Below are 12,173 nucleotides of genomic sequence, written 5' to 3' on the forward strand. Positions count from 1 at the left end.
ACGGTCATCGGGTCGCGAGATGGTTCACGAACTATTGGACAATAGGAAGCCTGATCCGGAACGACGCACCGCCATGATCCCGATTTTCGGCCCTTATCTGCCCATTGTGGGCCTCGATAATGGTGCGCGCGATGGACAGCCCCATGCCCATGCCTTCGGCTTTGCTGCTGTAGAACGGGTCGAAGACTTCTTTCAGTTTGTCTTCGGGAATGCCCGGCCCGCGATCCAACACGGACAACTCGGCAAATTTTTCGACGCGCGCAGTCCGGATGCTTATGATGCGGTTTTCGGTAGGTATCTCCTTCATCGCGTCGATCCCGTTCGTGACAAGGTTAAGAATGACTTGTTGGAGTTGAATGCGGTCGCCGAGGATCGGAAGAGCTTCCGGCGTGATCACACTAACCAGTTCGACCTTTCGTCCAACGCCAAGAACGAGTTCGACAGTCTCACCAACGAGATCATTGAAGTCGAGGCTCTTCAGTTCAAAGGGTGCTTTTTTCAGCAGGCTCTTCATCCTCCGGATGACTTCGCTGGCGCGGCGGTCATCGCGCAGGATATCGCCGACGATCTCGTTCAGTTCCGCCATGTCGGGGCTCGAAGATTTCAGGATCACCTGAGCGGTTTCGGCATTGGTCAGAATAGCGCCGAGCGGCTGGTTGATTTCATGAGCAATTGAGGCGGTCAGTTCGCCAGCCGTGGCGATGCGATTGACATGGACAAGTTCCGCCGTGCGCTGCCTATACTGCACCTCGACAAGTTGACGCCGACGATGTTCGCGTAACAGGATAATAATAAATCCGGCCTGTATCACAAGAATCGCGACGACAGATGCGATCTGCCATGCATACCGTTCCCACACCGTCGGTTCTCGGAAGTAAACGGTACTTCCAGCAGGCAAATTGTTCTCGCTAATTCCCCAGCGCTGCATTTGCCGCCAATCGAACTTTGCAGCCGCGAACTCAATCGGCCGGGTCTTGATGTCCCCCGCCCTTTCCCCCGAAAGGATTCGGTTCGCGACACTGGCCGTGATTGCACTGCTCTCCAACACGGAAAACATCGGCCCCCCAACGAGGGCGCCTTCAAAAAAGGAGCCGTCGTAAGAGAAGATGGGGGCAGAGGCTACGGAAGCCAATGCATTCAACGCCTCGTTTTCTTCATGAGAGACACCTGCTGCATCCACATTCATCAAATGCCAGAGAATCGCGCTATGTGGCGGCAGCTTCGCTGCGTCCTTGAGAATGTCGGCAAAAGGCAACTCATCGTACCATTTCAAGACGACCCTGTTCGCAAAGGGAGCTAGTTGCCGCTGTATTTCCGCGTGCCAGAATACTTCGTTGGGAGATACTCCGTTCACAATTGCTAACGCTCTGGTATCCGGCAGCACTTGCAGGATAGTCTTGAGAATGGCAGCAAAATCGTGATCGACGGCTACGACCGTGTCGTTTTCCGAAAGTTGACTAAAATCGACGCGGCGCCTGTCAACAGCCGTGAAGATCATTGGGGTCGTTTGAAACAACTCGCTGCGATGCCTCTGGATAAAGCTTGCGGCGGGCGCTCCCACCGCGATTATCAGGTCGAGTGGCTCCCTGAGATAGAGCGCCCGGAGATACTGAACCAACGGGATTTCGGGCTCTGCGTTGTCCGATCTTGCGCTGGTGAGCGAGAAGTCTGTGAAATCAATCGACGATTTTACCTGACGAATGGTTTCGGCTCGAATCGTGCGAGCATAATCGCTCCAAGGCTTGAATTGTGGTCCGAACGAATGCAACATCAGAACGCGTTTGGCTGCTGGATCGGCCGCCTGACTTTGGCGCACCGTCACCTGCAACAAAGCGATGGCCAGCACAGCGGTGAAGCTCCGCGCGCGACAATTTCGCCATGATAAGGCAGTCGGCCAGAAACGCATTGCCATCCTAGTCCGGGCACTTAACCCGAGTGTTGGAACGATAAGGGCTCAATAAGATGATTGACAAGAAAAAGCGCTATCGGCGGTCGGGCTAGGGCGGATATCCGGTTTGGGTACTCGACCTTCGCTCAATCGGCTCTATCAGCAACTTGGCCGAGAACGGCTTTACCAGGTAGGCAAGGCACCCAGATTGAAGTGCAGTCTCGCGAATGAGGGGGCTGTCGTTTCCAGTCATGTAGATGACCGGTACATTATTCCCGGCCAGTTTGAGACGCCGTCTCACTTCGATCCCCGACCCATCACCCAAGTTTATGTCGAGCAGAACGCAAATTACGTCGTCGAAATCGGCGTGATTTTCGAAAGCACTCGCAGTCGGAAAGAGCAGGCTGCCGTAGCCGAACTGTCGCAGTATTCGACCTATACTTCGCAGCATACCGGGGTCGTCATCGACGACGAAAACAACGCCCTTATTTGAAGACATCAAGCTCCACCCAACCCGCCCAAGCAAACCCGCAACCCACTCACGCCGTGGTAAATTGTACGTTTGGCTGGGCTCTTTCCTTGACCTTAGTCAAGATTGGCGCTGGGGCATTCGGTCGAAAATGCTCGTTGCCGCTTCCGCTCCGGGTCAAAATGCGAAGAACTCAACCTGAGCAAATCTGGTCCGCCATGCCTCGGTGAGCGGACGTCCCGGAGGGCTGCCGCCATTTCCTCGATGGGCCAAAACCGGAAGTGCCAGTCATAAGGCCTGAGTGCTCGTTACTCCGGCAGCCCGGCTTGGCGTAATCCTTCTTCGCATCGCGAAACGTTCTCGGTCTTTCGATAAGGGCCCAATTCGTCCTTCCAAATTGGAAGCGAGCAGCTTGGGATACATCTCCCGCAGCCGGTACAGCGAGTGCGTCCCGCTCCAGGTGTTCGGCCATTGTGTTGCTTGCAGCGGCGATACGAAAAGCACGAATCGATGCTGCCGCTGTGCTCGCGGCGGCGGCTGCTTCATCGCCGTAATTCGGCCGAAAGAGAGCCGTCTTCAATTGCAAACTTCTACCGTCCCGCCCCGCCGCCACGCGTCAGCATACATATTAGTCGGTTGTAGGCGACAGCCCGGACGCACCGGCCTACAGCCACCCTGACCACAGACGATCTGTCCAGTCGCCTGCGGCTTCGCGGGCGCAGCTTCAACCTTCCTCCTCTCGTCGTCTCGCTTCTTGGCATCCTCGCGGGTCCCAAACGGCTTGTTGTCCTGCACCTTCTCGCACTCATTGTCGTCGTTGACGCGATGGCCGGCGCGGCAGGCGATCTTCACACAAGCGTCGCCATCGGCCTTGAAGCCGCGATCGCAGACCAGCGGGCAGATCCGACCCGGCTTAGCCTTGATGGCGTCGAGCGCGTCGAAGGTCGCCAGCTTGGCGTCGAACTTCGTCCCGGCGTATTTGTTAAATAACGTCAGCGAGCGTTGTGATGACGCATTCCAGTCGCCATCGGCAGCGGCGGCCAGGCAGCCGACGCGGCGCAGTTCGGACTGAACGAGCTTCGCCGTCTCTGAGGGGGACAGGGTTGGCTGTGACGAGGTCAGGGCAACGGCTGCAACTTTCTGGGGGCTGTCCTCAACTTGCCGTTTCTCGGCAGCTTGCTTCTCGGCGGCCTGCTTGTCGGCCAGAGCTTTCGCAATGGCCTCTATTTCCTTGCGCCGTTGCTCGGCGGCGGCGGCTTTCGCCTCCTCGACCTGCTTGGCCTTCTCGGCGGCGAGCCGCGCATCCTCAGCAGCCTTGGCGGCGGCGGCGGCTTTGTCCTGTTCGGTCTTCTTTGCACGGTCAGAGGCAAGCCGTGCCTTGTCTTCTTCGGCCTGCCGAGCCTTCTCGACCGCTGCTGCGCGGGTCTCCTCCGCGGCGATCTTGTTGAGTTGGCCCTTCGCCAGCCCCGCATAAAAGCCGTCCGGGTACTGAGCGAGGAAAACGTTCCAGCCATCGCGAGTGCCGAGCTGCAGGGCAAGTTCATAGTTGCGGCGAATGGCATCATCAGGGCTGGCCTGAGGGCCGGTTGCTGTCGGCTTCGCGGCCACGATCGCTATATCATCACCGCCTAGCGAGCCGTAGACATACGGTTCCTGCTTGTAGCTGGTGTTCTTCAAGACATCGTCACGGACGAAGCCGAATGCCTTGCGCAGATCGAGACCCGGCGTCGGTAGCCGCTCTACTAGCGCTGCGGCAAATGGGCTGTTCTTGCTGTCGCCATCCGAAGCGGTAGAGCCTGCCTTCGCCGCGAACGCAATCATCGTGTTCGGGCTGGTCGGCTCGACCTTGGCAAGGCCGCGACCAATGGCACGGGCAGCAACCGTGCGCTTCATGGTTTTGGCGAACGGATTATCCCGGCAGGCATCCAGGATAATCAGGCGAAGCTGTTTGGCAGGCTCGACGGCGAACAGCGCCCGATCGAGCGCCACGGTCTCGTCAAGAACGTCGCTGTCGGTCTCCAGAGACGCGTCAGTCGGGATGAGATAGTTGGTGCCGTCAAGTTCGATGCCGTGACCGGCGTAGTAGACGACAGCGACCTCAGCATCTCGCGCCCGCCCGCCGAAGTCACGCAGCGCCTTGCGCATCTCGGAAGCATTGAGATCGGTCCTGATGTCGATCCAGTCGAATCCGGCTTTTTTGAACATGCCTCCGACCAGGGCGGCATCGTTCGCAGGGTTGGAGAGCTTGGGTACGCTCTTGTAAGCCGAGTTGCCGATCACCAGCGCGATACGACGCTCGGCGTGGGCTGAACTGCACATCAGCCATATGGAAACGAACAAAGAAAACCAGCGAAAAGCGCCCATTACAATCCCCGGCAATAAGTGCGCAGCCTATGCACAGACTGCCGAAAGGCAAGTAGGGCTTATGTGACAATTGTCACATTCGACATGCTTCCGACCCAGGGCCGCTACGGGTCAAAGGCAAGCCCTTAGCCCCTCGGTGGGACGACGTCTGCTCTACCCCTCGGTCCAGACTGCCGCAGTACCGACTAACACGATGGCCAACCTTCAAAAGGATGTTGCCAGTCATGGCTGCTTGTCGTCGGGCAATCCGACAATAATGCCAAGGAACGAACCGCCAAAGAAGGAGACAACAAGCATGAGGAGATAGGTCGTTGCGAAGGGACCGACCTCCTGCTTACTTTGAATACGGTCAAACTGTAGTAGCACCAACGCAAAGACTGCCGCGCAGAATGCGGGCAGAAACGCCGCGAGCCGCCCCTGAGGGTTCCGTGATAGAGCCCTCGATCGGCCCCGGCACTCAAGACGACCACGATCAGACAGGCAGTGAGGAAGTACATCGGCGCGCTAACCTTCTGGGATATGTCTTAGCCAGTGGTTTGACGCGCGGCGCCGTGCTGCTCATGCCTCGAACCATTCAGCCAAAGCCCATAGCTGATGGCGATATGAAAGACAGCGTATGTGAGTGCACTTTCGATGACGACGGACGCAGGCCCGCCCTCGGTGATGAAAGCATTCTCTGCAAACCAAACAGAGTAATACGCAAAATAGGCGCCAGCGAATCCGCGCCAAAACGTACCGGGAAGGAAATTCTCGATTGCCATCAGCACGAGACCGCTGGCCGCGAGCACCTCAATTACGAGGTCGACAATCTGCACCGCATTAAAAGTCCCAGCGTCCGCGATACCATAACACGCGAGCAAGACAGCGAAGAATGCAAAAAGCTTCCAACCCACGTAGACCTCCGACTATGCTTGCGCGACCTAAGGTAGAGATCATCAGTAAACCCATCGCTTCTGAGCATAGTTTGGCTCAGGTTACGGCGGTGGCTCAAAGCTTTAAGGATAAGCAGATTGGGAATCGGCCTCCAGGTCAGACGGGTGTCCGCTCAAGTCTGCAATGGGGCAAAAGCACCGGTGCACACCAAGTTGGATCGGCGTCCGGTTTGCCAGTGACAACCGGCTTGGGGCCAATTGCGGACTCGTGCACCGCAACAAAGTGAGCCATCCCCGCGCTGATCGTGCTACCTTCGGGATCATTGGACATCAGGAGAGGCTCGTGAGTCGAATAGTAACGCGTCGCGCGGTGCTTACGACGGCCTGTTCGATTGCTATCGCTGCTGTTGCAGATGCCGATTCATTGCGACCGCGGCGCGTCGGGTTGGTTACCTCTGGCTCAGGCGAGCGGATTATCGGATGGTTCAGAGAAGCGTTCAAGTTGATGGGATACCGGGAAGGGAGCGACCTCATCATTGATCTGCGCGAGGCGAAAGGCCACTACTCTTTGCTGCCCGGTCTAGTCTCGGAGCTCATCGCACTGACGCCAGACGTTATCATCGCTGAAGCGACACCTGCGATTGCGGCGGCACAAAGGGCCACTTCGACGATTCCGATTGTTATGTCGCCAGCCACCGATCCTGTCGGGTCAGGCTTCGTCAAGAGTTTCACCAGGCCCGGGGGCAACATAACCGGCACAGCGAATATGTTCGCTGATCTCACGACCAAGACGCTGGACATCATTCGCCTGCTCTTTCCCAAGGTACAGAAAATCGGCGTACTCACCTCAAATAACCCGGTGCACCCGGCGATGGCACAAACTGCGACGAAGGCAGCAGTGGTCATCGGCATCTCGGTGCAACGCTTCATTGCGCCGAACCCGGAAGACCTTGAAAAAGCGTTCGCGGATATGAAAGCGGCGGATTGCGATGTGGTTTATGTACTTGCGGACCCACCGCGCGATGCCTTGCCATCAATTGCTCTGGAGTATCGGCTGCCCACGATATTTCAAGTCAACACTTACCCAGACCGGGGCGGATTGATGGCTTATGGGCCGGACCTTAAGGCTCTCTTCCTACTTGCGGCTGGCTACGTGGACCGCATTCTAAAGGGCGCCAATCCAGCGGACTTGCCGGTTGAGCAGCCGACCAAATTTGAGTTTGTGATCAATCTCCAGACGGCCAAAGCATTGGGATTGACTGTCCCTGAGCAAGTGCTTCTGATGGCGGACCGAGTGATTGAGTAGGAATCCCGCTTCCGAGAGATGAATATGGCCGACGTCCGCTCTGGGTCAAAAGCGGCTGGCCGGCAAGTGCAGCTCGGCGTCCGGTTTACCAGCGACAGCCGACGTCACGGCGACTGAACCGCTCTTCGTCTTGGGCCAGAAGGCGACATCATCTCATCTGCGACGGCCGAGCAACGCTCCTCGGGTGGGCGGTAAACCTGAGTTTTTCGCCCGTCAACGCTCGCAGCTTCTGGCAATGGACGAAACGTTCGCAGGCGAGCGCCTGATTTTTGGGGTTGAACGGGGAACCGATTGGAGGTCATGCCGATTGATGCAGCCGTCACTATGGTCATCTTCGGGCGATTACGCCCACTTTGCCGTCCCGCTTGAGTGGTCGTGGCACGGCAGCCGGATTTATCGTAGAATGGGCAAGTCCAAAAGGTCTCCAGGTCATGGCGCAAGAGCGGCCGTCCCGGATCGAACGCAGATTGTCGGCGATATTGGCAGCCGACGTGGCGGGCTATTCGCGGCTGATGCACCATGACGAGGAGGCTACGCATGCCAAATTGACGACGCTCCTCATGGAGGCCGTCTACCCCGCGATCGCCGAGCACGGTGGCCGCGTCGTGAAAAACACAGGCGATGGGTTTTTGGCGGAGTTTGCCAGCGCGGTAGAGGCGGTTCGGGCCGCCATGCAGTTCCAGACCCGGACTCACGAACTTACGATCGATGAGCCGGAAGGCAATCACATTGCCTTTCGGGTGGGCATCAATATAGGCGACGTGATTGTCGAACCGCATGACATTTTTGGGGACGGCGTAAACATTGCGGCGCGGCTCGAAAGCATCGCAGAACCAGGCGGTATCTGCATCTCGTCTTCCGCGTATGACCACGTCAGAGGTAAAGTGGGCATCGAGTTCGCTGATCTGGGCGAGCAGAACCTCAAGAACATCGCCCTTCCCGTCCGGACCTATGCAGCGGTCCGGGATGGGCCTAGCTCCGAGGCACAGGTTGAACGCGCAAGTCGGGCCCCGCTTTCAACGCCGCGCCTATCCATCGTCGTGCTACCCTTCGCGAACCTGAGCGGGGATCGCGAGCAGGACTATTTCGTGGATGGTGTAACCGAGAGTTTGACCACGGACTTGTCGCGCATCGCTGGTTCATTTGTCATCGCAGGGAACAGCGCCGTCTTATACAAGGGCAGAGCAGTCGATTTACGGCAAGTCGGCCGCGAATTAAACGTTCGCTACGTGCTCGAAGGCTCAGTGCAACGCAGCGGCAAGCGGCTTCGGATGAACGTGCAGTTGATCGATGCCAGGAGCGGCCAGCATCTTTGGGCCGAGCGCTTCGAGAAGCCTGTCGTCGACTTGTTCGACATGCAGGACGAAATCGTATCGAGGCTCGCCAATACATTAGGTGCGCAACTCATCGTGGCTGAGGCGCGACGAGCCGAGCGTACGCTGCATCCCGATGCGATGGACTTGTACTTCCAGGGCCGGGCCTGGTTGATGAAGGGGTTTAGCGCTGAAGACGTAACGCAGGCGCGGAGCTTCTTCGAACGCGCTCTGGAGTTCGACCCCGGCAACGTCGAAGCAATGATTGGCCTGGCAACTGTCGATACGGCAATTGGGTCCAGCTTTACCACGGATGATGGGCCTGCGCGGTTTGCAGCGGCTGAGGCGATGGTGAATAAGGCATTGTCGATCAGGCCGAACTATACTTCAGCCCACTCGGCTCGGGGTTGGGTCCAGATCTTTACGAACCGGGCCGCCCAAGGCATCCGTGAATTCGAGCATGCGTTGGCGCTGGATTCGAATAGGGCCAACTCTCATGCCGCCCTTGGTTTTGCCAAGTTCTATTTGGGTCGCGCTGCCGAGACCGAAGGCCATATACGCGAGGCTTTACGTCTCTCCCCTCGCGACGTTGAAGCCTACCAGTGGACGTGTTTTGTGGGCGTGGCGAAGCTACAGCTTGGTTTGGACGTCGAAGCCGTCAATTGGCTACGACAAAGCACTGAGGCGAACCGCAACTTCCCTATCGCTCATTTGTCGCTCGCCGCAGCGTTGGGCCTGACCGGCGCGCTGGATGAGGCGCGAACTGCTGCGAGAACGGGACTTGCGCTCAACTCAGGTTTCACCATCCGTCGTTTTGTCGCTGCTCAACAAAGTGACAACCCGGCTTTTCTTGCCGGGCTCAAGCGCACGTGTGAAGGCTTTCGCCTCGCTGGCGTGCCGGAAGGGTGATGGGCGCTTCCAGTCAAAAGCAGCGGTAGACACGATGCTGGATTGCCGTCGGGTTTGCCTCCGAAAGCCGAAGTGACATGGGCTCAGCCGGCCTTCGGCTAAGGGCCCCACTTGCAGACATCGCGCGAGCGGTGTGCATTTCGAGGCAACCGTATTTCGCTTTCGGACCGACGTGCAGCAAGATCAAACGCCCACCCTCAAAGAGGATGGGCGCGTGGTGACTTACGACATGATGACGTCCTACTTCTTGTCGGCGCTGGCTTCCTTAGCTGGAGGCGGCTTCATGCCGACGGTCAACTGGCGGATTTTTAAAGCGCCGCCTTCACGTATGTCGATGGCGCCCCAGAACACTGTGACCTTGGTGGCGTCGCCGCTCTTAGAGTCCTTACCGAAGATGTCGGTCTCGCCGTTGGCAACGACCAGATCGTTGTTGATGACCGACATGTTGCCGACTCTGATCTCTATATGATCGGTGCCGTTCTTGAAGTTGTTTTCGTATACGGTCTTGAGATCGGAAAACACACCGCCCGGGTTGATCTGGACCCCGTCCTTTGTATAGAGCGCAGCGACACAGGCCGCGTCTTTCTTGGCGACGCAGTCGGTGTAGGCGACGGCTAATTTTTCGGCCTCCTGCTTGACCGCATCGGCCAGTGCCGGTGCAGAGATGAAGGCGGAAGAACACAATGCCAAGAGCAATGAACGTCGCTTCATAGCAACTTCCCCTCTGGTTGTGATGCACAATTGCACCGCGACGTCCTCCTGACGTAGGACGTCGCGTTGCATTTGTTCCGAGGGGCATTCTTTCGTTAGGCTGTAATACTACCGCCTTGTGAGTATATGCCATTTTGCACGGCTTGGCGCACGCCAACCTACGACGGGGCGGGCGGCGAATGCGGTCGGGAAAGACAGGCAAGTTGACGCATGTGGCAGATGAAAGTGTCTTGCTCGACGCGCGCGATGGCCGACCTTGTTATCCAGATTGTTTACCAAAGCGGCCGGCAAACGGCCCAAGGAATTGCTGGATCGCTATCAAGCGGCCGGAGGCACGCACATCCTGATCCAGCTACTTGTGCGCGACCGGACCGCTCGATAGGCCCGCTAGTGAGAGGGAGTCTCGGAACTCGGGCTGCGGGACGCATTATACGTTGCACTATCACTGATCTTGTCGGGGACCCATTCCTCCGCGGTTGAGTCCCAATGATGAGTGTCGTCGAAGTGTTTCCAGAGTGGCCGCTTCGGCTTGCTTTCACCCTTCTGTCGGTTTGCATTCAGTGCGCGGAGTTGGACGACGAGCACCCCAGCCATCGTCACCCATTCGCGAGCGCTATATCGGGAGTTCCATTTGATTGCGGCGAGCATTGGATGCCTCCTTTGAAGTAAGAAGCCTCTGCCACACTTAGCGTGGGCCAAGAATGCAGGGATATAAACTACCTCACAGTTTGCCAACATCTTCGACATAGCCGCGGGCGATCTCACTGCGCGGCGACCGTAACCTACGTTCGTTCGGTACTCGGGCGTCATTTTGCCGCGCCATCAAAACGCCCGCGACGGTGTGTAGGAGTTTTTTTGGTCGCAAAGGCACGTCTCTCTTAGAGAGGGGATTTTATCGATCGTAGGTGCGCTTTCCATAGAAGTCAGCGCATGCTCCGTCCAAGGACCGCTTCGGGTCACAAGCGTCTGTCTAGCGCTCGGCCGCGAACTTCCGCTGTACCCCTCTTAACCGACATGTAGCGGCAGCGGGCCAAAGGCCGTGACTGGCCATGAGCAGTCATTCAGTCGCTCGAGGGAGACGAACTGAAGGCGTCACCACTAAGACGCGCCTTTGTTCGTGCCGCTATGTGGCGGTCGTGGCAAGTGATAAAATCTAAGACAATCGGCAATGTAGCGACGGTTCATCTTCTCGGCCAAGGCGCCATGGTAGGCAAATTCGCAAAATAGTAGGGTGCACAATGGCTCTATCATCGACGTTCGTTGCCTCTAGCGGGGATGGTTATGAACTGCAGATGGGAAGGTGGAGCCGTCGTCTCGCGGAGCTTTTCCTGGACTTTTGCGGACCTTGCGATGGAGAATTCATTCTGGACGCAGGGTGCGGTACAGGAGCATTGACGTCGGCAATCCTGAAGCGCGCGAGCACTGCGCAAATCTCGGGTATCGACTTTTCAAGTGCCTACGTCGAACATGCGAGCAGATCAAATCCAAGAAAACAGGCACAATTTAGCGTCGGCGATGTTTGCGCGCTGCCCTATGACGACGCAACGTTCGACCACGTGCTGTCGCTACTGGTCTTGCACTTTGTGCCGGACACAAGCAAGGCGGTAGCCGAATTCCGCCGTGTTGCCCGACCCGGCGCGACAATCGGAGCGGCCGTTTGGGATGCGCGCGGCGGCTTCGTTGCTGCCCGGATCTTCTTCGATACAGCTGCAGCGCTGTTTCCGAGCGGGAATGAGCGGCGAGCCCGTAACAATACGCGGCCAATGACGCGACCGGGAGAACTGACTCAGGCGTGGCGCGGCGGCGGCCTGATCGATGTGCAGGGCGCGCTGTTGACGACCAGGATGGAATTCGCATCGTTCGAGGACTACTGGGCACCCTATGAGGGTAAGGATGGACCTGGTGCTGAGTACGTCGCGTCCCTCCAGATTGAAGCGAGGAGACGGCTTCGCGATGCGGTTCGCGCCGCGTACTTAGATGGTGAAGCTGATGGTCCCCGCTCGTTCGCCGCGAGCGCCTGGGCGGTGAAGGGAACGGTTCCTACTTGAACGGCCGCCCCGGTCCAGAAGCTGAAGTTGTGGCACGCTGTAGCTGTGCCAGCTGATGGGACAAAACGCGATCTTTTCGTCTTCAGGGGCTATCCGCTCGCGGCATACAGAGCCCACTTCCCGGGCAATCCTTTGAGTTCGTAAGAACCGCGCTCGGCGAATTTCAGCCCCGCACCGGCGACGAGATCTGTGACGACTCGCGAGACCAGAACTTCGTCAGATCCGCAATGTGACATCACGCGCGCAGCCGCGTGCACGGCGATGCCACCAATATCGTTGCCTCTCATCTCAAC

At 57.8% G+C, this 12,173-nt stretch carries 9 protein-coding genes; 3 read left to right on the forward strand and 6 right to left on the reverse strand.

Annotated elements, in window-relative coordinates; translation table 11 throughout:
• Window positions 1–31: 31 nt before the first annotated feature.
• The 4 genes from BRA471DRAFT_RS34200 to BRA471DRAFT_RS34215 form a co-directional block, all read right to left on the reverse strand.
• Window positions 32–1,906: an ATP-binding protein gene (locus BRA471DRAFT_RS34200; RefSeq protein WP_007615620.1), complete on the reverse strand. Its 1,875-nt coding sequence runs from the start codon at window positions 1,904–1,906 to the stop codon at window positions 32–34.
• A gap of 91 nt (window positions 1,907–1,997) precedes the next feature.
• Entirely contained in the window at window positions 1,998–2,387 is a 390-nt protein-coding gene (locus BRA471DRAFT_RS34205) for a response regulator transcription factor (RefSeq protein ID WP_007615628.1), read from the reverse strand.
• Between the two features lie 546 nt (window positions 2,388–2,933).
• On the reverse strand, window positions 2,934–4,721 hold the full coding sequence (locus BRA471DRAFT_RS34210; RefSeq protein WP_007615630.1) for a caspase domain-containing protein: 1,788 nt from the start codon (window positions 4,719–4,721) through the stop codon (window positions 2,934–2,936).
• 524 nt (window positions 4,722–5,245) lie between these two features.
• Window positions 5,246–5,614, reverse strand: coding sequence for a hypothetical protein (locus tag BRA471DRAFT_RS34215; protein WP_007615633.1), 369 nt, complete (start codon window positions 5,612–5,614; stop codon window positions 5,246–5,248).
• 322 nt (window positions 5,615–5,936) lie between these two features.
• Here BRA471DRAFT_RS34215 and BRA471DRAFT_RS34220 point away from each other — a divergent pair, with 322 nt between their 5' ends.
• Both BRA471DRAFT_RS34220 and BRA471DRAFT_RS34225 read left to right on the forward strand, forming a co-directional pair.
• Entirely contained in the window at window positions 5,937–6,899 is a 963-nt protein-coding gene (locus BRA471DRAFT_RS34220; protein WP_157234111.1) for an ABC transporter substrate-binding protein, read from the forward strand.
• Window positions 6,900–7,330: 431 nt separating this feature from the next.
• Entirely contained in the window at window positions 7,331–9,121 is a 1,791-nt protein-coding gene (locus tag BRA471DRAFT_RS34225; protein ID WP_007615637.1) for an adenylate/guanylate cyclase domain-containing protein, read from the forward strand.
• A 240-nt stretch (window positions 9,122–9,361) separates the two neighbouring features.
• Here the strand turns inward: BRA471DRAFT_RS34225 and BRA471DRAFT_RS34230 are convergent, their stop codons facing one another.
• On the reverse strand, window positions 9,362–9,832 hold the full coding sequence (locus tag BRA471DRAFT_RS34230; RefSeq protein WP_007615639.1) for a nuclear transport factor 2 family protein: 471 nt from the start codon (window positions 9,830–9,832) through the stop codon (window positions 9,362–9,364).
• A gap of 1,292 nt (window positions 9,833–11,124) precedes the next feature.
• Between BRA471DRAFT_RS34230 and BRA471DRAFT_RS34235 the strand changes: the two genes are divergently transcribed.
• The gene (locus tag BRA471DRAFT_RS34235) at window positions 11,125–11,880 is read left to right on the forward strand and encodes a class I SAM-dependent methyltransferase (RefSeq protein WP_256379937.1); all 756 of its coding nucleotides are present in this window, start codon (window positions 11,125–11,127) and stop codon (window positions 11,878–11,880) included.
• Window positions 11,881–11,969: 89 nt separating this feature from the next.
• Here the strand turns inward: BRA471DRAFT_RS34235 and BRA471DRAFT_RS39885 are convergent, their stop codons facing one another.
• A complete protein-coding gene (locus BRA471DRAFT_RS39885; RefSeq protein ID WP_231171005.1) occupies window positions 11,970–12,167 on the reverse strand; it encodes a hypothetical protein in 198 nt (65 codons plus the stop codon).
• Window positions 12,168–12,173 lie beyond the last annotated feature (6 nt).

It is taken from the genome of Bradyrhizobium sp. WSM471, assembly GCF_000244915.1.
Classification (GTDB): Bacteria; Pseudomonadota; Alphaproteobacteria; order Rhizobiales; family Xanthobacteraceae; genus Bradyrhizobium.

Bases quoted from the DNA above. Each gene is read 5' to 3' on its own strand.
- BRA471DRAFT_RS34200 (WP_007615620.1), bottom strand. From the start codon at position 1,906: ATGCGTTTCTGGCCGACTGCCTTATCATGGCGAAATTGTCGCGCGCGG.
- BRA471DRAFT_RS34205 (WP_007615628.1), bottom strand. From the start codon at position 2,387: ATGTCTTCAAATAAGGGCGTTGTTTTCGTCGTCGATGACGACCCCGGT.
- BRA471DRAFT_RS34210 (WP_007615630.1), bottom strand. From the start codon at position 4,721: ATGGGCGCTTTTCGCTGGTTTTCTTTGTTCGTTTCCATATGGCTGATG.
- BRA471DRAFT_RS34225 (WP_007615637.1), top strand. From the start codon at position 7,331: ATGGCGCAAGAGCGGCCGTCCCGGATCGAACGCAGATTGTCGGCGATA.
- BRA471DRAFT_RS34230 (WP_007615639.1), bottom strand. From the start codon at position 9,832: ATGAAGCGACGTTCATTGCTCTTGGCATTGTGTTCTTCCGCCTTCATC.
- BRA471DRAFT_RS34235 (WP_256379937.1), top strand. From the start codon at position 11,125: ATGGGAAGGTGGAGCCGTCGTCTCGCGGAGCTTTTCCTGGACTTTTGC.
- BRA471DRAFT_RS39885 (WP_231171005.1), bottom strand. From the start codon at position 12,167: ATGAGAGGCAACGATATTGGTGGCATCGCCGTGCACGCGGCTGCGCGC.